17 protein-coding genes and 1 pseudogene are annotated in these 20,256 nt (G+C 73.8%); 11 read left to right on the forward strand and 7 right to left on the reverse strand.

All coding sequences use genetic code 11. The features are described 5' to 3' along the window. Positions 1 to 37: 37 nt before the first annotated feature. Positions 38 to 265 (reverse strand): hypothetical protein, encoded by a 228-nt coding sequence (locus tag ACFXAM_RS02720; RefSeq protein WP_380287179.1) that lies wholly within the window; start codon positions 263 to 265, stop codon positions 38 to 40. Between the two features lie 639 nt (positions 266 to 904). Next, a pseudogene (locus ACFXAM_RS02725) lies at positions 905 to 1,108 on the reverse strand (hypothetical protein); the annotation flags it as partial. A gap of 145 nt (positions 1,109 to 1,253) precedes the next feature. Between ACFXAM_RS02725 and ACFXAM_RS02730 the strand changes: the two are divergent. Beyond that, entirely contained in the window at positions 1,254 to 1,463 is a 210-nt protein-coding gene (locus ACFXAM_RS02730) for a hypothetical protein (RefSeq protein WP_380287180.1), read from the forward strand. An 814-nt stretch (positions 1,464 to 2,277) separates the two neighbouring features. Here the strand turns inward: ACFXAM_RS02730 and ACFXAM_RS02735 are convergent. The 4 genes from ACFXAM_RS02735 to ACFXAM_RS02750 all read right to left on the reverse strand — a co-directional run bounded on the left by ACFXAM_RS02735 (position 2,278) and on the right by ACFXAM_RS02750 (position 8,273). Then, a complete protein-coding gene (locus tag ACFXAM_RS02735; RefSeq protein ID WP_380287181.1) occupies positions 2,278 to 3,624 on the reverse strand; it encodes a GH1 family beta-glucosidase in 1,347 nt (448 codons plus the stop codon). A 139-nt stretch (positions 3,625 to 3,763) separates the two neighbouring features. Continuing rightward, positions 3,764 to 4,774, reverse strand: coding sequence for an aldo/keto reductase (locus ACFXAM_RS02740; RefSeq protein ID WP_380287182.1), 1,011 nt, complete (start codon positions 4,772 to 4,774; stop codon positions 3,764 to 3,766). Positions 4,775 to 4,884: 110 nt separating this feature from the next. Beyond that, positions 4,885 to 5,907, reverse strand: a complete 1,023-nt coding sequence (locus tag ACFXAM_RS02745; protein WP_380287183.1) for a TIGR03571 family LLM class oxidoreductase — start codon at positions 5,905 to 5,907, stop codon at positions 4,885 to 4,887. Positions 5,908 to 6,071: 164 nt separating this feature from the next. Further along, the gene (locus ACFXAM_RS02750; RefSeq protein ID WP_380287184.1) at positions 6,072 to 8,273 is read right to left on the reverse strand and encodes an MMPL family transporter; all 2,202 of its coding nucleotides are present in this window, start codon (positions 8,271 to 8,273) and stop codon (positions 6,072 to 6,074) included. Positions 8,274 to 8,480: 207 nt separating this feature from the next. Here ACFXAM_RS02750 and ACFXAM_RS02755 point away from each other — a divergent pair, with 207 nt between their 5' ends. Further along, positions 8,481 to 9,392, forward strand: a complete 912-nt coding sequence (locus ACFXAM_RS02755) for an alpha/beta fold hydrolase (RefSeq protein WP_380287185.1) — start codon at positions 8,481 to 8,483, stop codon at positions 9,390 to 9,392. Between the two features lie 36 nt (positions 9,393 to 9,428). On the opposite strand, the gene ACFXAM_RS02760 is transcribed toward ACFXAM_RS02755, so the two are convergent. Continuing rightward, positions 9,429 to 9,977, reverse strand: coding sequence for an RNA polymerase sigma factor (locus ACFXAM_RS02760; RefSeq protein ID WP_380287186.1), 549 nt, complete (start codon positions 9,975 to 9,977; stop codon positions 9,429 to 9,431). Positions 9,978 to 10,218: 241 nt separating this feature from the next. On the opposite strand from ACFXAM_RS02760, the gene ACFXAM_RS02765 reads away from it, so the two are divergent. The 9 genes from ACFXAM_RS02765 to ACFXAM_RS02805 all read left to right on the forward strand — a co-directional run bounded on the left by ACFXAM_RS02765 (position 10,219) and on the right by ACFXAM_RS02805 (position 20,245). Then, complete coding sequence (locus ACFXAM_RS02765) at positions 10,219 to 11,814, forward strand: class I adenylate-forming enzyme family protein (RefSeq protein ID WP_380287187.1); 1,596 nt, start codon at positions 10,219 to 10,221, stop codon at positions 11,812 to 11,814. Between the two features lie 5 nt (positions 11,815 to 11,819). After that, entirely contained in the window at positions 11,820 to 13,505 is a 1,686-nt protein-coding gene (locus tag ACFXAM_RS02770; protein ID WP_380287188.1) for an AMP-binding protein, read from the forward strand. Continuing rightward, entirely contained in the window at positions 13,502 to 13,789 is a 288-nt protein-coding gene (locus tag ACFXAM_RS02775; RefSeq protein ID WP_380287189.1) for an acyl carrier protein, read from the forward strand. Before ACFXAM_RS02770 ends, ACFXAM_RS02775 begins: the two co-directional genes overlap by 4 nt. Further along, on the forward strand, positions 13,786 to 14,802 hold the full coding sequence (locus tag ACFXAM_RS02780; protein WP_380287190.1) for a hypothetical protein: 1,017 nt from the start codon (positions 13,786 to 13,788) through the stop codon (positions 14,800 to 14,802). The genes ACFXAM_RS02775 and ACFXAM_RS02780 overlap by 4 nt, the downstream gene beginning before the upstream one ends. Next, complete coding sequence (locus ACFXAM_RS02785; RefSeq protein WP_380287191.1) at positions 14,799 to 15,032, forward strand: acyl carrier protein; 234 nt, start codon at positions 14,799 to 14,801, stop codon at positions 15,030 to 15,032. The genes ACFXAM_RS02780 and ACFXAM_RS02785 overlap by 4 nt, the downstream gene beginning before the upstream one ends. 1 nt (position 15,033) lies before the next feature. After that, positions 15,034 to 16,554, forward strand: coding sequence for a class I adenylate-forming enzyme family protein (locus tag ACFXAM_RS02790; RefSeq protein WP_380287192.1), 1,521 nt, complete (start codon positions 15,034 to 15,036; stop codon positions 16,552 to 16,554). Then, entirely contained in the window at positions 16,551 to 17,663 is a 1,113-nt protein-coding gene (locus ACFXAM_RS02795; RefSeq protein ID WP_380287193.1) for a ferritin-like domain-containing protein, read from the forward strand. The genes ACFXAM_RS02790 and ACFXAM_RS02795 overlap by 4 nt, the downstream gene beginning before the upstream one ends. Before the next feature lie 70 nt (positions 17,664 to 17,733). After that, entirely contained in the window at positions 17,734 to 18,216 is a 483-nt protein-coding gene (locus tag ACFXAM_RS02800; protein WP_380287194.1) for a PaaI family thioesterase, read from the forward strand. A gap of 43 nt (positions 18,217 to 18,259) precedes the next feature. Then, positions 18,260 to 20,245, forward strand: coding sequence for an FAD/NAD(P)-binding protein (locus ACFXAM_RS02805; RefSeq protein ID WP_380287195.1), 1,986 nt, complete (start codon positions 18,260 to 18,262; stop codon positions 20,243 to 20,245). Positions 20,246 to 20,256 lie beyond the last annotated feature (11 nt).

Consider the following 20,256-nt stretch of genomic DNA (forward strand, 5'->3'; position numbering starts at 1 on the left):
TGGACCGGCCCGCGGTCGGTGGGTGCGGGCGCCGGGGTCACGGGTGCTGTTCGTTCGTCAGGAGGGCCAGGGTGAATCCCGGCAGGCCGAGGTCGGGTGCCGGTGCCGGGAGCCAGGGGCCGGCCAGGGCGGTGACCGCCCGGACGGTGCGGGGGCGCCACGGCAGGCCCGCCCCGGTGTGAGCGGCGGCGACCGCGGCGCGGCTGGCCCTGTCCGGGTCGGGCGCGCGGTGGGAGATCAGCAGGACGCTTCCCGGCGCGAGCACGTCGTGCAGCGCGGCCAGCAGTCCGACCGTGTGGGGGTCGTCGAGTTCGTGCGCGCGGCACGGCTGGAACTGGGGACAGGTCCGCCGATACCTTGCCGCCTCCGGGCGGTGGAAGATCGCGGCGGACGGGGTTGAGTACTTCCGGATCGAGGGTGTGACGGTCTCCCGCTACACCTACCGGGGCCACAAGATCCCGATCCCATGGCTACCTGCGAACCCCGTCTGACGGCAGGATCCGCGGAGAGCCCGGTGCGGTGAGAATCGCACGCCGGGTTCGGAGAGCGGTCCGGGGAAACGGGTTGGGAGCAATCCCGGCACCGCCCCCACCCCGGGCCGGCTCACCACCCCGAGCCGCGGCAGCCCGATCTCGGCCGAGCGCCGCCGCAGCTCCTTCAGGACGTGCTGGGGCCGCAGCGGCGCGTCGTCCACTCCGGCGAAGACGAGTCCCTCCAGCGGCGCGCCCGGCGGGAGCAGCGAGTGCTGGTGGTCGGCCTGTCGCCGTAAAGCGTCCATGGCCCGGGTGTTGAGGCTGACCCAGTTCAGGTTCACCTTGGTCTCCGGCGGCCTGCAGCAGGGTCCAGCACAATCGCTCGGGCGAGGCCGGCCGCGCCGTGATCGCCCGCCGGGCCGGGTCGTAGGTCACGCGCTTGCCGCGCACGGCCTGGCCGAGCGCGCTGCGCGGGACAGCACCGGCCCGGTAGACGGCGACCGGCCCGCGGCCGGTGACCGGCGGCGCGCTGGTCGGTGCCATTTCTCGATGTGCCAGGCTTTCAGGTCCACCAGCCGGATCCGCCCGAAGACGGGCAGCAGGTCCTTGTGGAGGTAGGCGCGGTAATTCGCGTACGTCCCCCGGCGCCCGGCGAGTACGTGGGGGAGCTGTTCCTGGACTCATGAGGCCGGGCATTCAGGATCCTCCTGCCGGGACCGGTGAAGGCGAGAGAAGACCAGGACCATCACGTGCGGTTCGCAGTCCTGGGCCGGTCAAGGTGTGGCGGGGTACGGCATCGACGCCGATGCCACCACCCTCGACCTGCTGCGCTTCCGTGAACTTCTCGCCCACGCCCGCGACGCCGCCGACTACGGCGAGGAGAGCGCCGCCGCCAAGCTCTACCTGAACGGCGCACACCAGCAGGCCGTGGCCGTGCTCGCCCAGACGGTGGCCCTGCACCAGGGGAGCGGCGAACCCACCGACGGGTGAAGGAGCCGACGACCCGGCCGCTACGAAACGGACGTCAGGGGACACAGCCAGGTGAACGGCCCGCAGTCAGTCGACAGCGGTCCGTCGGATGCCGTGCCCGACGCGGCCGGGTCGTCCTCCAGGTGGCCGACGCCCTTCCGCGCTGTCCACGACTCAAGGCACCCGCGATGCGCCGGTTGGCCTTCCGGACCTTTCCGGGAGCACCGGCACCCGGCAGGGCGTCAAAATGCCGTGCGGCCCATCGATATGCCGACAGGCCCGAAGACAGGACGGCATGACCCGCTGCAGCATCGACCCCGACCGCCGTGAGCTGATCGCCACCTGGGGAACCGGCGAAGGCGACCCCGCCACCCGGGTGGCCCCCTCCCCGCCGAGGCCGGCACCCCGACCTCCTGGGCCTGGCCCGCGCGCTCAGCGACCTGTCGGAGGCCGCCTGGCGCACCTACACCCACCCCGCCAGCGCCGCCGGCTCCCTGAAACCCAACTCCGAGGGCTGGCGCCACGAGCAGGAACGGGGACACTTCAGCGAGGTCACGGACGCGATCGCCAAGCCGAACCTGCCCCGCGGCGGCTCCGTGATCATCTCCTACAGCCGCCTGCTCGAATCCGCCCACCAGACCGGCCGCGCCCTCCACGAACTCGCCGACACGGCGCTGGCCGTTCTACGGCGTGGGCTTCCTTCACAATGCGACGGAGTTCGGATTCCAGGGCCTCTCACCCGACCCGACATCACCACGAAACTCGACACCTTCTTCGGCGAATTGCCATTGCGACACAAACGCCCCGGCACGCAGAGCCACCAGCCACGGCCCCGCTACCGAGCCGCTGACTTCGCCCGGTGAGCGGCGATCAGGTCGCGGTACCAGGTGTAGGAGGCCTTCGGTGTGCGCACCTGCGTCGCGAAGTCGACATGGACCAGACCGAAGCGCTGGCTGAACAGCCCCTCGGCCCATTCGAAGTTGTCGAGGAGGGACCAGGTGTAGTAGCCGCGGACGTCGATGCCCTCGGTGGTGGCGTGGGCGAGGGCGTCGAGGTGGGTGGACATGAAGTCGATGCGGGGCTGGTCGGGGGTGGTGGATTCGGTGACGGAGCAGCCGTTCTCGGTGATGGTGAGGGGTGGGAGGGCTTTGCCGTAGGTGTCGCGGAGGTGGAGGAGGAGGGTGGTGAGGGCGGCGGGGACGACGGGCCAGCCGAAGGCGGTGTGGGGGGCTTCGGGGATGTCGACGAGGTCGAAGGGCAGGCCGGGGGCGGTGGGGGCGGCGACGCGGGTGGGGTTGTAGAAGTTGAGGCCGAGGCCGTCCAGGCCGGGGGTGTGGATGAGGTCGAGGTCGCCGGGGTGGACGGTGCCGAAGATGTCGTCCGGGACGCCGAGGGCGGAGAGGTCGGGGTAGCGGCCGAGGAGGACGGGGTCGGTGAACAGGCGGTTGTGGAGGGTGTCGTAGGCCGCGGCGGCGGCGAGATCGGCGGGGTTCGGGGAGGCCGGTTCGACCGGGGTGAGGTTGTTGGAGAGCATGACGTCGAGGCCGCGGTCGTGGAGGGCGGTGGCGGCCAGGCCGTGGGCGAGGAGCTGGTGGTGGGCGGCGGGGAGGGCCTCGAACATCAGGGTGCGGCCGGGGGCGTGGGTGCCCAGGGCGTAGCCGAAGACGGTGTGGACGAAGGGCTCGTTGAGGGTGATCCAGGTGGGGACGCGGTCGCCGAGGCGGTCGGCGGCGAGGGCGGTGTAGTCGGCGAAGCGGTGGGCGGTGTCGCGGTTGAGCCAGCCGCCGTGGTCTTCGAGGGCCTGCGGGAGGTCCCAGTGGAAGAGGGTGGGGAGCGGGGTGATGCCCGCCTCCAACAACGCGTCCACCAGGCGGTCGTAGAAGGCGAGGCCGGCGGGGTTGACGGGGCCCGCGCCGGTGGGCTGGACGCGGGGCCAGGCGATCGAGAAGCGGTAGCCGTCGAGGCCGAGGCCCTGCATCAGGGCGATGTCCTCGGGCCAGCGGTGGTAGTGGTCGCAGGCCACGGCGCCGGTGTGGCCGTCGCGGACGGCGCCGGGGCGGGCGGCGAAGGTGTCCCAGACGGACGGCCCGCGGCCGTCCTCGTCGACGGCGCCCTCGATCTGGTAGGCGGCGGTGGCGGCACCCCAGCGGAAGTCCGCCGGCAGGTCGAAGCGGTCGGGCATGACGGCCTCCTGGCATGAACGTGAGGGACTGTCATGTTAGCGGCGTCACACCGGAGCACCAGAGGGCCCAGGAGCCGGAGCCAGGAGCCGGCAGCCCGGGTGCACGAGGGGCGCACCCGGGCTTGCAGGGAGGCGGGGCTCAGGCGCCGTGGGGCAGCGGGGCGGCGGGGCTGACGAGGCCGGCGGCGCGCAGTTCCTGCCAGAACGCGGCGGGGACGGTCTCGGCGAGCGCCGCCCGGTCCTCGGCGATGCGGCTGGGCTTGGTGGCACCGGCGACGACCGCGGCGGTGACCGGGTGGGCGAGGGAGAACTGCAGGGCGGCGGCCTTGATGCTCACGCCGTGCTTCGCGGCCAGGTCCTTGAGCCGGGTGACGCGCTCGATGATGTGCGCGGGGGCTTCCTGGTACTCGAAGTGGGCGCCACCGGCGAGGATGCCGGAGCTGTAGGGGCCGCCGACGACCATGCCGACGCCCTGCTCCTGGGCCATCGGCAGCAGGCGCTGGAGGGCGTGCTCGTGGTCGAGGAGGGTGTAACGGCCGGCGAGCAGGAAGCCGTCGGGCTGCGGCTCGTCGAGGGCGAGGGTGAGCTCGATCGGCTCGGCCTTGTTGACACCGAGGCCCCAGGCCTTGATGACGCCCTCGTCGCGCAGGCGGGACAGGACGCGGAAGGCACCGGTGCGGGCCTCCTCGAACTTGGCCAGCCACTGGTCGCCGTGGAAGTCCTGGGCGATGTCGTGCACCCAGACGACGTCCAGGCGGTCGGTGCCCAGGCGCTTGAGGCTGTCCTCGATGGAGCGCTCGGTGGCCTCCGCGGTCCAGACGTGCAGCATCCGGTTGGGGTTGCCGTGCTCGAACAGGCCGCCCTTCTCGCCGAGTTCGCGGTTGCCCTGCTCCAGCTCGTCAAGGACGACGCGGCCGACCTTGGTGGACAGGACGTACTCGTCGCGCGGCTTGGTGGAGAGGACCTCGCCGAGGCGCTCCTCGGAGAGGCCGGCGCCGTAGAAGGGGGCGGTGTCGTAGTAGCGGACGCCCTGCTGCCAGGCGGCCTCGACGGTGGCGAGCGCCTCGGCCTCGGGGATCGCGCGGTACATGTTGCCGAGCGGGGCGGTGCCGAAGCCGAGCTTGCCGGGGAGGAGTTCCTTGAGGGACATGGTGGTGCCTTTTCCGAACGGGGGGTGCGGGGCGCAAGGCCCGCTCGATAGATGCGAGCGCCCCTTGCTTGCTTTAACAATAATTGCAGGCGCTGGCTAATGCAAGGGCTCTAGGCGTCGGACGCGACGGGCGCGTCGGATGCGACGGACGCCCCGGACGCGGAGAAGCGCGGCAGGACGTGCTCCGCGAGCTCGTGCAGCACCTCCTCCACCGGCCGGTCGTTGGGCCGCAGGTTGAACGAGACGTGCGAGACCCCCAGCAGCGCCATCGCCTCCAGGTGCTCGACCAGGGCGTTGCGGCCGGTGCTGAGGCCGAGCCGGATCGGACGGGCCTGGGCGTCCGGGTCCTCCTGGAGGCTGAGCACCATCGGGGTGATGTAGGGCTTCTCCCCCGCGAGTTCGCGCCACTGCCGGGTCCGCAGACGCAGCGCGCCCAGGTCGCGGGGGTAGTTGAGCGAGGCGTCGGCGTGCTCGGCGATCCACTCGGGCGTCTGCTGGGCGCCGCCGGCGACGGCGATCGGGACGCCCGCCGGCTGCTCCGGCTTCGGCAGGACCTCCAGCTGGAAGTCCGCGCCGAGCCCGGCCCCGGGCAGCTCCAGCGGACCCGGCCGCCAGGCGGCGCGCAGGGTCTGCAGCCCCTCCCGGAAGGCGGCGCCGCGGGCCCCGAAGTCCCGCCCGAAGAGCGGGTACTCGACGGGACGGTCGCCGCTGGCGAGGCCGAGCAGCATCCGGCCGCCGGAGAGCGCGTCGACGGTGGCGGCGGCCTTGGCGACGAGCAGTGGTTCGCGCAGCGGCAGGACGACGGCCGCGGTGCCGAGGACGGCGCGCTCGGTGACGGCGGCGAGGTGGCCGAGGTGGGTGAAGGTCTCGAAGACCGTCCCGGCGTCCCCGAAGCGGACGGGGTCGAAGAGCGGGACGTCGCGCACCCAGAGGCCGGCGAAGCCGAGCCGGTCGGCGAGCCGGGCGAGGCGCGCGTGGCCGGCGAGGTCCGGGACGCCGTGGGGGCGGCCGGCCGCACGGTCGGCGGCCTGCCGGGAGGGGCCCCAGTCGTTGTCGAGCGGGAGTTCCAGGCCGAGGGTGAGCCGGCCCTCGCCGAGGGCGAGGCGGGCGAGGGCGGGGTGACGCAGTGCCATGGGTGAATCGGTCCTCAGAGCGGTCGGAGCGGGGGAATCGGAGCGGGGGAATCAGGGCGAGGGGGGAAGGGCGAAGCCCGCCGCGGGGGGGCCGGGGGGGGGCGGCCCCCCCCCGGGGGGGGGCCGGCCCCCCCCGCCACTGCGCACGGAGGGTGTCCGGCGCCTCAGGCGAGTGCCTCGGCGGAGTCGCGCTCCGGCACGGGCCCGGGCTCCGGCGCGGCCTCGGTGTGCCCGCCGCCGGGGAGCCACCGCAGCAGCCGCGGCAGGTACCAGCTGCGGTCGCCCAGCAGCGTCAGCGCGGCGGGCAGCAGCACCGCCCGGACCAGGGTGGCGTCGATCAGGACGGCCGCCGACATGCCGACGCCGGACTCCTTCATGGACAGTTGCGGGAGCGCTCCGAACACCGCCGCGACGGCCACCATCACGATCGCGGCGCTGGTGACCACGCCGGCCGTGCCCTTGATGCCCTCGGCGACGGCCCGGGCCGTGGGCAGTCCGCGGTCCCGGCCCTCGCGGATCCGGCTCACCACGAACACGTGGTAGTCCATCGAGAGTCCGAACAGGAAGACGAAGAGGAAGAGCGGCACCCAGGAGGCGATGCCCCCGGTGGCCGTGAATCCGAGCAGGCCCTCGCCCCAGCCGTGCTGGAAGACCACCACGATCAAGCCGAACGCGGCCCCGACCGAGAGCAGGTTGAGCACCAGGGTGAGAGCGGCGAGGGCCAGTGAGCGGAACGAGAAGAGCATCACGCCGAAGGTGAAGAGCAGGACGAAGCCCGCGACCCAGGGAGTGCTGTCGGAGAGGTTCCGGTTGCCGTCCTCCGAGACGGCCGTGGTACCGCCGACCGCGGTCTCGGCGCCCGCGAGCCCGGCGAAGGCGCGCGGGAGCACCGTTTCGCGCAGCGTGCGCAGGGCCGCGACCGAGGTCCTGTCGGTGCCGTCGCCGTCCAGGGCGACGGTGGCCACGCCGACCGTGCCGCCGGCGTTCACGTGGAAGGTCACCGGCCCGCGCAGGCCCGGCGTCGAGTCGGCCGCGGCGCGAAGGCGGTCCAGCGCGGCCTGCCCGTCCGGACCGCCGAGGCCGTCGGCCTTGATGACGATCTTCGCGGGGGAACCCGCGCCGGGGAAGGCCTGCTGGATCCGCTGGTAGGTCTGCAGGGCCGGCAGGCTGTCCGCCGGCAGGTCGCCGACGCCGGCGCCCGAGGTGTTCAGGGCGAACGCCGGGACGAGCAGCGCCCCCAGGAAGCCCGTGCAGAGCGCCAGGGACAGGGCGGGGCGGCGCAGCACCAGGTCGATCACGCCGGTACGGCCGCGGGCGGCCCGGGCGCGCCGGCGCAGCGGGATGCGGCCCTTGTCGATCCGGTGGCCGAGCAGCGACAGCAGGGCCGGCAGGACGGTCACCGAACCCGCCACCGCGACGGCGACGACGATGATGGTCGCGGTGGCCATGCCGAGGAAGACGCCGTTGCCGGAGAGGTACAGCCCGGCCAGCGAGACGATCACGGTCAGGCCGGAGACGACGACCGAGCGTCCGGAGGTGGCGGCGGCGGCGGTCACCGCGGCCTCGGTGCCGCGTCCGGCCGCCCGCTCCTCGCGCACCCGCTTGAGGTAGAAGAGCGAGTAGTCGACGCCGACCGCGATGCCGATCAGCGACATCACCGAGCTGCCGTTCTGGTCGATCGGCACCAGATGGCTGGCCAGCGCCATCAGCCCGCCGGCCGCGGTCACCACGGTCGCGGCCAGCAGGACGGGCAGCACGGCGGCGACGGCCGCGCCGAAGGCGATCAGCAGGATGCCGAGCGTCACCGGGAAGGACAGGGTCTCGGCGTCGGAGTAGTCGGTGTGCAGCTTGGCGTCGTAGCCGTGCCGGAACGAGGCCTCGCCGAACTGCTCGATGCGCAGGCCCTGGTGGGCCTTGGCGACCCGGGCGACCGCGTCGAGCACCGGTTGCACGTTCTCCTCGGCCTTGAGCGCGTCGCCCGCCATGTCGAACTGCACCAGGGCCGAGTGGCGGTCCGCCGAGATCGCGGCCTGCCCCGCCGAATCGAACGGAGAGACCACGTCGGCGGTCCTGCCGCTGTCGTTCAGTGCCTTGACGGTGTCGCCGACGGCGGCCCGGAAGCGGTCCGAGTCGACCGTGCCGCCGGTGTCCTGGACGAGGACCACCTCGTGGGCGGGCAGCGAGAGCCCGGCCCGTCCCAGGATCTGCTCCGCCCGGTGTGACTCACCGTTGGTCAGCTGGGCGGCCGTCGGGCTCTGCGTCTCCACCGCGCCGCCCAGCACGGTGGCCACCACCACGAAGGCCAACCAGAGCAGCACGGCGGTCCACCGGTGGGTCGCGCTCCAGCGCCCCGCCGCCTCTGCCAATCCTCGCCTGCTTCGCACGTTCGTCTCCCAGGTCCGTCGGAACCGGCTCACCCGAGCCGTCAGGGGGTCAGGAGGAGCCGGCCCCGGCAGGAGTTCCGTGCCGATTCCGCGCGTGCCGGCCGGAACCTCCGGCCCGGTGCGGCCCTCCTGGCAGGCAGCCCGGACGACCGGGAGCTTCCGGCTCCCCCCGACAGACAGGCAGGAACCGTGCAGAGGACCGTCACCACCATCCCGGAGGAGCCCCGGCCCTTCCCCCCACTGGCCGGTGTCCGACACCGGTACGTCGACATCGGCGGCGTGCGGCTGCACGTCGCCGAGGCCGGACAGGGCGAACCCGTGCTGCTGCTGCACGGCTTCCCCCAGCACTGGTACGCCTGGCGGAAGGTGATCCCGCTGCTGGCCGGGGAGTACCGCCTGATCTGCCCCGACCTGCGCGGCTTCGGCTGGTCGCAGGCCCCGGCCGGCGGATACGACACGGACACCCGGGTGGCGGACGTGCTCGCGCTGATGGACGCGCTCGGCCTGCCGTCGGTCCGGCTGATCGGCCACGAGTGGGGGGCCTGGGCCGGGTTCATGCTCTGTGCGCGCGCGCCCGAGCGGTTCAGGGCGTTCCTCGCCCTGAACATCGTTCACCCCTGGCCGCTCCACCGCAGGCTGGCGCCGCAGGCCTGGCGCTTCTGGTACACCGCCTTCCTGGAGTCGCCGCTGCTCGGCCGCTGGGTGCTGCGCCGCCGGCCCGGCTTCACCAGGTACCTGCTGCGTCGGGGCGTGGTGGACCAGGCGGCCTGGGAGGACGGCGCACTGGAGGAGTTCGTGGCGGCCAGCGCCGAACCGGGCGCGGCACGGGCGGGCGAGGCGCTGCACAGGGCCTTCGCGGTGCGGGACGTCGCCGGACTGGCCCTCGGCCGCTACCGCGGGCTGCGGCTCAGCACCCCGACCCGTCTGCTCACCGGGGAGCGGGACGTCGTCCTGCCGCCGAGCGTGCTCGCGGGAGGGGAGCGCAACGCGTCCGCGCTGCGGGCCGAGGGCGTCCCGGGGTGCGGACACTACCTGCACGAGGAGCGGCCGGAGTTGGTGGCCCGGGCGGCGGTGAGCCTGTTCGAGGGGCGGCAGGGGTGAGGACCGGGGGCGGCGGAACCGGCCGCCGCCCCCGGCTCACGCCAGCCAGGCCGCCCGGAAGCTTCTTCTCGCGCGGTGCAGGCGGGATTTGACCGTTCCGCGGGCCAGCCCGAGGGTCCCGCCGACGGTGTGCTCGTCCAGACCCTCCAGCTCCCGGAGCACCAGGATCGCCCGATGCTCCGGTGACAGCCGGCCCAGCACGTCGTGCACGTCGCAGGCCAGCTCGGCGTCGGTACCGGTCGGCCGGTCCCCGACGTCCTCGACCGGGGTCTCCCGGCCCGCCCGCCGGGACACCCGGATCGCCTCCCTCACGGTGATGGTGCGCACCCAGGCGTACAGGGCGCTCGGGTCCTTGAGCTTCCCCAGACTCCGGAAGATCACGATCATCGACTCCTGCACGGCGTCCGCGGAATCCGCCAGGGCGATCGGCCGGCAGAGCCGTCCGACGTACGGGAGCAGCAGCTCCATCAGGTCGTTGAGTGCCATGGCGTCGCCCGCCCGGGCTGCGCGGACCAGCGGAGCCGCGACCTCCCACGGCGCGAGGGCGGGCGGTGCGGCCGCCCGGTCCAGCTCTGTTCCACTCATGTCCGGGTAGAGGGCCCGCGGATCCCGGACACTCCCTCGGGGCTCGCTCCGGATCCTTCCTGATTTATTTTCGAATCCGGATGGAGTGCGCCGGGCCGCCCCCGGCTCTTACCCACCGTCGAGTCCTTCGGCGCCTGGCGGGTCGTCACCGCGGCGCGGAACGGGACCACGACGTCACCCCGCACTCGCACACGCCGGCCTCCGGCGTGCGATCGGTCACGCCGAGCAGAGGGATCCACGCATGCCTGACGTCTCCGCACTCCATCTGGGCTCCGTCCCGCAACCGACCGCCCCCCTGGGGGTGCTGCCCGAGATCGCCGCGGCCGGGCACCCCGACACGCCGTTCCGCTCCGACCTCCCGTGGCGCACGTACGACGGCCCGGTCACCACCTTCGCCGAGTTCGCCACGGCCGTCGAGGACTACGCCGACCGCTTCTGGGCGGCCGGGATCCGGCGCGGCGACACCGTGGCCGTGGTGCAGCGCAACCACATCGAGGTCGAGGGAGTCATGTGCGCGCTCGGCCGGATCGGGGCGCTGCCCGCGCTGCTGTCCTGCGCCATGGAGGCCGGCGAGCTCCTGGAGTGCTTCGCCCGGCTGGACGACCCCTACGTGGTGGTCGACTCCCTCGGCCTGGCCGAGCTGGCCCCGCACCGGCACGCGGTGAAGGTGCTGACCCGCGGCGTGCTCGCGCTGGAACCGTCCGGGGCCGACTGGGTCCGGCCGCTGCAGGAACGCGCCGCGCACGTGGCCGCGCCGCGCGACGAGGACGACTGGTTCGTCGTCACGCACTCCTCCGGCACCACGGGCGCGCCCAAGCTGGCGGCGCACTCCACGCGCTCGCTGTTCGGCATGGTCGCCCCGATGATCATGATTTTCCGGGACCAGTACAACCGGAACGACCTCAACGCCAAGCACCTCTCATTCGTGCACGCCCGTACCTGCGCCGGCACCCTGGCCTCGCTGGAGACCGCGATGCCCGCGCTGTCGATCGCCGACCCCTCCCCCGCGAACGTCAAGCGGCTGTTCCTCGACCAGCGCCCCACCTCGGTCGAGACCCACCCCAACGTCTTCATCCAGTGGGAGCAGCTGGCCGCCGACCCGGACCGCCCGTTCGCCGGCGTGGAGCGCTTCATCAGCACCTTCGACGCGATGCACCCGCGCACCGTGCGCACCCTGCTCGCCGCCTCCGACCAGCCCGGGGCGCACTACCTTCAGGCGTACGGGCAGACCGAGTCCGGCCCGATCTGCCTGCGGATCGTCACCCGCGACGAGGCCGGCGACTACTCGCCCCGCAACGTCGGTCACTCCGGCGGCGGGATGGAGGTCCGGATCGTCGACGAGGCCGGATCGCCCGTCCCGGCGGGCACCCCGGGCCGGATCGAGACCCGCTCCACCGGGCGGATGCGCGGCTATGTCGGCGGCGGCACCATGCCGGCCGACGACGCGTGGTGGCCGATGGGCGACATCGGCCGGCAGCTGCCGGACGGCTCGCTGGAACTCCTCGACCGGGTCGTCGAGCACGTCGACGGCGTGGACAGCCTCCTGGAGAAGGAGGACCACCTGCTGGAGTCCCTGCCCGAGCTGGTCGAACTGGTCCTCATCCGGGCCGAGGACGGCGGCGTCTTCGCGGTCGCCTGCCCGCGGGCCGGCTCCGCGCCCGATCGTGAGCGCTTCCTCGCCGCCGCCGCCGAGGCCGGCCTGCCGGAGATCACCGTCTTCTTCTGGGAGTGGGAGGCCATGCCGGTCACCGGCTCGTACAAGGTCCGCCGCGCCGTCCTGCGCCGGCGGCTGGGCAGCCGCCTCGACCGCGCCGCGGTGCCGGCCGGGGCCCGGTGAGCCCGGTGGCCCACCTCTGGCACCTGATCTCCGGGGCCGTCCACGACGGCACCGTGCTGACCACGCCCTCCCGGGACTCCGCGCCGGTCACCGGCCCGGAACTGCTGGACCGGGCCGAGCGCACCGCCGGACGGATCCACGCCGAGCTCCCGGTGCGCCGGGTGGGCCTGCTGATGGCCAACGGCGAGCCGTGGGTCCGCGGTCTGCTGGCGCTGCTGCGCCTCGACGCCGCCGCCGTACCGCTGGCCCTGCCGGTGGCCTTCGGCGGGATGGACGCCTACGCCGAGCACCTGCGGCGGATCGCGGAGGACTGCGGCCTCGACGCGGTCCTGGTGGACGGTTCGCTCGGCGCGCGCATCCTCGACCGCGTCCGGGCCGCCGTCCCGCACGTCAGGTTCATCGACATCGCCGAGGCCCCCGCGCGGAGGAGCGCGTTGCCGCCGACCGGCGAGGGCGGCTCCACCCCGGCGGTCGTCCAGTACACCTCCGGCAGCACCTCCGCCCCCAAGGGCGTCGTCCTCGGCCACGCCAACGTCGCCGCGGGCCTCGACGCCATCGCCGCCGGTACCGGCTGGTCGCCCGACGACCACCTCGGCCTGTGGCTCCCGCTCTTCCACGACATGGGCCTGTTCAGCCTGATGAACGCACTGCGGCGGGGCAGCCGGGTGCATCTGTGGCAGCCGGGCGACTTCATCCGCCGCCCGCTGCGCTGGCTCACCGAGTTCGCCGCGGCCGGGGCCACCGCGCTGCCCGCGCCGAACTTCTTCTACGACCACCTCACGGCCGCCGCCGCGGACCGGGGCGTGCCGGACGGCGTCGACCTCTCGCGCTGGCGGTTCGCCGGCAACGGCGCGGAGCCGGTGCAGCTCCGCAGCCTGCGGGCCTTCCAGGCCGCCTTCGGCCCGTACGGGCTGCGCGAGAACGTGGTGCAGCCGCAGTACGGGCTGGCCGAGGCGACCCTGATCGTCACCAGCGGTGCGCCGTTCGCGCCGTACCGGGCCGTCACCGTCGACCGGTCGAGGCTCGGACCGGGCGAGAGCGTCGTTCCGCTGCCCGAGGACGCCGAGCACGCCCGGACCGTGATCTCCTGCGGGCCCGCGGTGGACGGGATCGGCGTGCGGATCGCGGCCCCCGGCCGCCGGGGCGAGCTCCTGCCCGAGGGCACCGTCGGGGAGGTCCGGATCGGCGGCCCCTCGGTGACCCCCGGGTACCTCGGCCTCGCCCCGCAACGGCAGCCGTTCGCACCGGACGGCTGGCTGTGCACCGGTGACCTCGGCTTCATGATCGGCGGCGAGCTCTTCGTGATCGGCCGGATCAAGGCGATGGCCGTGGTGCACGGCCGGAACTACTACGCCGAGGACGTCGAGGACACCGTTCGCACCACCCCCGGCGTGGACCGGCGGCACTGCGCCGCCTTCGCCCGGGACGCCGACGGCGAGGAGCGGATGGTCGTCCTCTGGGAGACCGCGCACGGCACCGAGCGGGCCGAGGAGGTCGGCCGGGCGATCCGCGACCGGCTGGTCGAGCGGCTCGGCCTCGGCGCCGTCGAGATCCGTGCCGTGGCGCCGTCCAGCATCCCGTTCACCAGCTCGGGCAAGGTCAAGCGCTCGGCCGCCGCCCTGTTCCACCGCACCCTCGTCACCGCCGACCCGTCGGCCGACCGCAACTCCTCGAAAGGACGTGCGCAGTGAGCACCGTCAGCACCGAACAGAACACCGTCGACACCATCCGCGTCCTGGGCGTCGTGCGCGCCGCCCTGGCCACGCACTCGGGAGTCCCCGTGGACATGATCGACCCCGCCCGGCCGCTGTCGGCCGTCCCCGGCATCGAGTCGGTGAAGGCCCTGCGAGCCATCACCGAGATCGAGGACGCGTGCGAGGTCGTCATCCCGGACGACTTCCTCTTCGAGACCGCGACCGTTGCCGAACTCTCCGAGTTCGTCGCCAAGTTGGTGGCCCGGAGGGCCGGGGCATGACGGCCGCGCCCGCCCACTCCGACACGCTGGCCCGGGCGGTCGGCCGGTTCCGCACCGCCCCCGGGGACATCGCCAGCTACGACACCGATGTGGCCACCGCGGCCCGGGCCCTGCGCGTCGGCGAGGAGCAGATCGGCCACCTGGCGCAGGCCGGTCTCCCGCACGCGTACGACGCCCTGGGCGCACTGCGCTTCGACTACGACGACCTGATGAACGTGGGGATGTTCTGCGGCACCGGCCAGACCGTGCCCGAACTCGGCCTCCGCTTCCTGATGCGCTTCGCGGCCACCGGCAGGTCCGACTGGTTCGCCCCGCGCGCGTGGGAGGTCGGCGTCCACCCGGCACGCACCACCGCCGGCGCGCCGGCCGAGGACACCGGCCCGCTGCCGAACGTCAGGGTGCGCCTGCCCGACCACCTGGGCCCCGGTGTCGAGCTGCTGGACGGCGCCGAACTGCCCGACGGCGAACTGGCCGACGGGGGCTACCGGGTCGCGGTCAGGCTCACCGGCGCCGACCGGCAGGTCCGCGACCCGGCGGTCCGCGAGGTCTGGGACGAGGTGGTCGGCACCCTCGCGGCCCGCGAGGTGCTCTACCAGACCGTCCCCGAGCGCCTGCGGGCCGACCACCGGAGGGCCTGGGCACTGGGCATGGCCGACTGCGTCGTGGCCTCCAGGCTGCTCGCCGACCGGCTGACCGCACGCGGATACCGGGCCCGGGCCCGCCGGGGCTACCTGCTGGGCCTGTTCGGCAGCGACCACGCCTGGTGCGAGGTCGAGGAGGACGGCGCGTACCGCAGCCTCGACCCCGTCTTCGCCTTCGTCTCCCTGCTGGGGGACAAGGCCCGCGGCGTGGCGCGGTCACCGGAGTTCGCGGAGGCGTGCTTCGGCGGCCGCTTCAACCGCCTGCTCCCGTGCCGCACCGAGACCGCCGCCCCACTGGTGTACTTCGCCGATGCCCCCGCCCCGTACTGGGCGATGGCGGGTGTCGGCGCCCGGCCGAGGAGGACCTCATGAGCACCGCCCGCGAGCTGGTCGGCGCCAGCCTCGACAACGCCGCGTTCCTGGACCGGCTCGCCGACGACGAGGACTTCAGCGGGGCCGGCGTCAACTCCGGCGAGCTCATCAGGCTGGCCCTGGCCTGCGAGGAGCACCTCGGCCGTCCGCTGGACGACGAGGAACTCGCCCGCCTCACCTCGATCGACGCCGTTACCGCGCTCATCTCGGCTCCGGCAGAGGTGAGTTGAGATGTGGCTCGGGCACATCGTCCAACGCGGCCTGGAGCGGCGCCCCGACGCCCTCGCGCTGCGGGACGCCGACCGTGACGTCACCTGGCGGCAACTCCACGCCGAGGTGCACGCGCTGGCCGGCCACCTGGCGGGCCGGATCGAACCCGGCGGACGGCTGGCGGTGGTCAGCGGCAACCGCGCGGAGGTCCTGGAGGCATACCTGGCCTGCGCGGTGGCCCGCGTGGTCGCCGTGCCGGTCAACCCGGCGCTGACGGTCCGTGAGATCGCGGACATCCTGGACGCGGTGGAGCCCGCCGCGCTCCTCGCCGAACCCGCCCACGCGGACCGGCTGCGGGAGCACTACCCCGGCCTGCCGGTCCTCGACATCACCGCGCTCGGCGATCTCCCGGCCGGCTCCGCACTGCCGGCGGCGGGCGACCTGGCCGACCCGGTGGCGATCCTGCACACGTCGGCGACCACCGGCAGGGCCAAGGGCGTCGTCGTCGACCAGCGCTCGCTCAAGCTCAACGCGCTGTCCTGGCTGGGCGAGGTGGCACCGGAGGCCGGCACGGTCTTCCTCAACGCCGGGCCGCTGTTCCACGGCAGCGTGGTGATCGCCCTGGACCACCTGGCGGCCGGCGGCACGGTGTGCGTCCTGGACCGCTTCACCCCGCAGGGCTGCCTCGCCGCCCTGGAGCGGTGGCGGGTCGAGCACGCCTTCCTGGTGCCCTCCATGGTCCGGCTGCTGCTCGGCGCGCGGGCGCTGGCCGGCACCGACCTCTCCCGGTTCCGGCTGCTGCTGCACGGGGCCGCTCCGATGCCGGCCGAGCTCGCCGAGGAAGCGGCGTCCCGGCTCGGCGTCGCACTGCAGGCCGTCTTCGGCATCACCGAGGGCGGGGGCCCGGTGCTGTCGCTGAGCCCGGACGCCCGGGTCGGCGAGCCACAGGTGCCCGGCGCGGTCTGCGTCGGGTTCGCGATGCTCGGCACCGCGGCCCGCGTCGTCGACGAGCGGGGGGACGTCGTCCCCGCCGGCACCGTCGGCGAACTGGAAGTCCGCGGCGACGGCCTGATGCAGGGCTACTGGAAGAACCCGGAGGCCACCGCGGAGGCACTGCGGCACGGCTGGCTGCGGACGAAGGACCTCGGCTACACCGACCCCGAGGGGCGGATCTGGATCGTCGACCGGCGCAACGACCTGATCCTGCGCGGCGGCCAGAACGTCTACCCGGCCGAGATCGAGCACGTGCTGCGGCAGTCGCCCCGGGTGGCGGACGTCGTGGTCGTCCCCGCCCCCGACCCGGTCTGGGGACAGACCCCGGTCGCCTTCGTCCAACCGGTCACGCCCGAGGCCTTCGACCAGGGCGAGCTGCTCGACCTGTGCGTCGCGGGCCTGGCCGGCTACAAGCGGCCCAGCCGCTTCGTCCCGATCGACCAGGTGCCGCGCAGCCCCGCCGGAAAGGCGCTCCGCGCCCGCCTGCGGGCCCTGGCCGCCGAAGCGCCCGACACCCAGCCCGACGGAGAAGTGGAGACGGCCCGATGAGCGACATCGACTACACCGACCAGGCAGTCCTGACCGAACTGGCCGGAGGCAAGGCGATCCCGGTCAACGGCACCGCGGTCTTCCAGTTCGACTACGACAAGCGCAACGAGAAGATGCTGAGGCTCTACGTCCAGGGCAAGCAGCGCCAGTGGGACATGGACGACCGACTGGACTGGAGCCACGAGACCGACCCGGACGACCCGTTGGGCATCCCGGACGACTTCATCTCGATCGCCGGCTCCGCGCTCTGGGACCGGCTCCCGGACGCCGAGCGCCGCGTCGTCCGGCGGCACACCAGCGGCTGGCTGTACTCGCAGTTCCTGCACTCCGAGCAGTTCGCGCTGATCGGCGTCGGCAAGATCTGCCAGGCCGTGTCCGACCTCGACTCCAAGATGTACGCGGCGACCCAGCTGATGGACGAGGCCCGGCACGTCGAGGGGTTCAACCGGTTCATCAGCACCAAGATCGGCCTGCGCTACGGCCTGTCCGGCTCACTCAACGCCATGTTCGAGCACGCGATGCGCGAACCCCGCTGGGACTTCGGCGTGCTGGCCGCGCACATCCTGGTGGAGAACATGGGCCTGGCCACCTTCGGAGTCCACCGCGAGCGCCTGAAGGACCCGCTGGCCCGCGCGTTCTCCGCCTACGTCGCCCGCGACGAGGCCCGGCACGTCGCCTTCGGACGGCTGCTGCTGCGCCAGTACTACCCGCAGCTGACCGAGGCCGAACTGCGCGAGCGGGAGGACTTCGTCGTCGAGGGCTGCTGGGCGCTGCGCGACCGCTACGTGGACGACGACATCTGGGAGCGCCTCGGCTACGGCGAGGAGGCCGTCGCCGCCGCCCGCCGCTCGTCGGCCAAGAGGGAGTTCCGCCGCCTGGTCTTCATGCGGATCGTTCCCGGGCTCAAGGAGATCGGCCTCTTCGGCCCGAGGGTGCAGGCGGCGCTGCAGCAGATGGGCGTACTCGGGTTCAGCGAGGTGGACGAGGCCGCACTGCGCGCGCTCGACGACCAGGCCGCCGTGGACGCGATGGCCGCACACGAACTCGTCGACCGCGAGCAGGACATCAAGCGGATGATCGAGCTCGGCCGCACGTCGGCCGCGAGCTGACCGCATCCCCCGGCCGAGGCCCGGCGCCACACCCCCGGAGCGCCGGGCCTCCTTCCTCCTGGAGCCACGCATGCAACCGACACCGACCTACTCCCGGCACCGCGGTCTCGCCCCGCCGGGCCACGACACCCGGGGCCGGCGGCTGCTGGCCGGGCTGCTCGACGGCACGGCCGACGACCCGCCGTGCGCCCGGCTGCTCGACCTGCCCAGGGCCACCGGCTGGTCGCCGGGACGGATCACGTCGGCGACCGTCTTCCCGGACGACCTCACGCTCACCCCCGGGGTCGTCTTCGGGGGCTGGATCGCCTGCCTGGCCGACCACTTCGCGGGGCTGGCGATGCTGTCGGCCCTCCCGGACGGCTCCACCTTCCTGACCGCCGCACTCTCCGTCGACTACCGGGCGCCGCTGCTGCCCGGACCGGCCGACGTCGAGGCGGAGGTGACCAGCTGCTCCACCCGGCACGCCCTGGTGGAGATCGGGTTCAGCCAGGCCGGGCGCATCGCCGCGACGGCCACGGTCGAGCAGATCATCGGCCGCGCCCCGGACAGCTGACCTGCCCGCTCCGCATCCACCACGACTGGAAGACGCGTGCCGCATGACTGCCGATCAACTGAAGGTGTGCATCGTCGGGTTCGGGCCCCGGGGCCTGTCGGTGCTGGAGCGGATCTGCGCCAACGCCGGCCACCGCGCGGCCGGCCGGCCGATCGCCGTGCACCTGGTCGACCCGCACCGGGCCGGCTCGGGCGGTGTCTGGCGCACCGGCCAGTCCCGGCACCTGCTGATGAACACGGTCGCCGCCCAGGTGACCCTCTTCACCGACGAGAGCGTCGCCGCCGAGGGGGTGAAGGTGCCCGGGCCGAGCCTGTACCAGTGGGCCCGCGACCTCGCCACCGGCGGCCCGGGAACCTCCGGCGAGGTCCACGACGACCAGGTGCTGGCCGAGGTCCGCGACCTCACCCCGGACTCCTACCCGACCAGGGCCCTCCACGGCCAGTACCTCGAATGGGCCTTCCGCCGCGTGACGCGCACCGCACCCGCCTCGGTCTCCGTCCACGTCCACCCGATGCTGGCGACCCGCCTGGACGACGAGGCCGGCGGCCGGCAGTCCGTCTCCCTGTCCAACGGCACCCGGCTGACCGGGCTCGACGCCGTGGTGCTCAGCCAGGGCCACCTGCCCGCCGAACCGACCGAGGATGAACGCGAACTGAGTGCGTTCGCGGCCGAGCACGGGCTGCACTACCTGCCGCCCGGCAACCCCGCCGACCTCGACCTGTCCGCCCTGCGCCCCGGCCGGCCGGTGCTGCTGCGCGGCCTGGGCCTCAACTTCTTCGACCATCTGGCGCTGCTCACCAGCGGCCGCGGCGGCATCTTCGAGCGGCTGGACGGCCGGCTGGTCTACCGGCCGTCGGGGCGGGAACCCGCGCTGTACGCGGGCTCCCGGCGCGGCGTCCCGCACGTGGCCCGGGGCCGGAACCAGAAGGGCCCGCACGGGCGCCACCTGCCCCGGCTGCTGGCCGGCGAGAGGTTCGAGGCGCTGCGCGCCGAGGCCGCCGAGGGCCGACTCGACTTCCGGGCCGATCTGTGGCCCCTGATCGCGAAGGAGGTCGAGACCGTCTACTACACCGCGCTGCTGGCCCGGCGCGGGGCCGAACGCGCGGCCGACGCCTTCCGGGAGCGCTGGCTGCGCATCCCGTGGGGCACGGCCGCAGAAGCCGCACTGCTCGACGCCTTCCACCTCCCGCCCACCCTCCGGTGGGACTGGCGGACCGTCGAACGCCCCTACGGCGAGCGGTCGTTCGCGAATCCGTCGGAGTTCCGCGACTGGCTGGTCCGACACCTGCGCGAGGACTGCCGGCTGGCCGGGGAAGGCAACGTCGACGGCCCCGTGAAGTCGGCCCTGGACGCCCTGCGCGACCTGCGCAACGAGATCCGGTCCCTGGTCGAGCACGGCGGCCTCACCGGCCGCTCGCACCGGGACGACCTGGAACGCTGGTTCACCCCGCTCAACGCCTTCCTGTCGATCGGCCCGCCCGCGAGCCGGATCGAGGAGATGGCGGCGCTGCTGGAGGCCGGCGTGCTCACGGTGCTCGGCCCGGGCACCCGGATCCGCTGCGACCGGGAGAACGGCGTCTTCCTGGCCGAGTCCGAGGTGCCCGGCCCGCCGGTCCGGGCGACCGTCCTGGTCGAAGCCAGGTTGCCCGAGCCCGACCTGCGCCGCACGACGGACCCGTTGCTGCGCAGCCTGCTCGCCACCGGCGGGTGCCGCCCCTTCACCGTTGCGGACGGCAGCCCCGGTGGCCACCGGACGGGCGGGCTGGAGGTGACCCACCGCCCCTACCACCTGGTGGACGCCCACGGCACGGCCCACCCGCGCCGCTTCGCCTTCGGCGTGCCCACCGAGTCCGTGCACTGGGTCACCGCGGCCGGCGCCCGGCCCTGCGTGAACTCCGTGACCCTCGGCGACGCGGACGCCATCGCCCTGGCCGTGCTCGGCCTCGCCTCCCCCGACGCGCCGCAGCCCGTCCCCGGCCAGGGGGCGGCCGTCGCCGCCTCCGGGGAACGGTCCTCCGCCCGCGCCTGACCGCCCGCGGC

Origin of the sequence: Kitasatospora sp. NPDC059462, assembly GCF_042749955.1 — a bacterium.
Taxonomy (GTDB): Bacteria; Actinomycetota; Actinomycetes; order Streptomycetales; family Streptomycetaceae; genus Kitasatospora.

Excerpts from the sequence above, each read along its gene's own strand:
- ACFXAM_RS02765 (WP_380287187.1), top strand. The coding sequence starts at position 10,219 with ATGCCTGACGTCTCCGCACTCCATCTGGGCTCCGTCCCGCAACCGACC.
- ACFXAM_RS02740 (WP_380287182.1), bottom strand. The coding sequence starts at position 4,774 with ATGTCCCTCAAGGAACTCCTCCCCGGCAAGCTCGGCTTCGGCACCGCC.
- ACFXAM_RS02745 (WP_380287183.1), bottom strand. The coding sequence starts at position 5,907 with ATGGCACTGCGTCACCCCGCCCTCGCCCGCCTCGCCCTCGGCGAGGGC.
- ACFXAM_RS02785 (WP_380287191.1), top strand. The coding sequence starts at position 14,799 with ATGAGCACCGCCCGCGAGCTGGTCGGCGCCAGCCTCGACAACGCCGCG.
- ACFXAM_RS02795 (WP_380287193.1), top strand. The coding sequence starts at position 16,551 with ATGAGCGACATCGACTACACCGACCAGGCAGTCCTGACCGAACTGGCC.
- ACFXAM_RS02805 (WP_380287195.1), top strand. The coding sequence starts at position 18,260 with ATGACTGCCGATCAACTGAAGGTGTGCATCGTCGGGTTCGGGCCCCGG.
- ACFXAM_RS02780 (WP_380287190.1), top strand. The coding sequence starts at position 13,786 with ATGACGGCCGCGCCCGCCCACTCCGACACGCTGGCCCGGGCGGTCGGC.
- ACFXAM_RS02760 (WP_380287186.1), bottom strand. The coding sequence starts at position 9,977 with ATGAGTGGAACAGAGCTGGACCGGGCGGCCGCACCGCCCGCCCTCGCG.
- ACFXAM_RS02735 (WP_380287181.1), bottom strand. The coding sequence starts at position 3,624 with ATGCCCGACCGCTTCGACCTGCCGGCGGACTTCCGCTGGGGTGCCGCC.
- ACFXAM_RS02790 (WP_380287192.1), top strand. The coding sequence starts at position 15,034 with ATGTGGCTCGGGCACATCGTCCAACGCGGCCTGGAGCGGCGCCCCGAC.
- ACFXAM_RS02800 (WP_380287194.1), top strand. The coding sequence starts at position 17,734 with ATGCAACCGACACCGACCTACTCCCGGCACCGCGGTCTCGCCCCGCCG.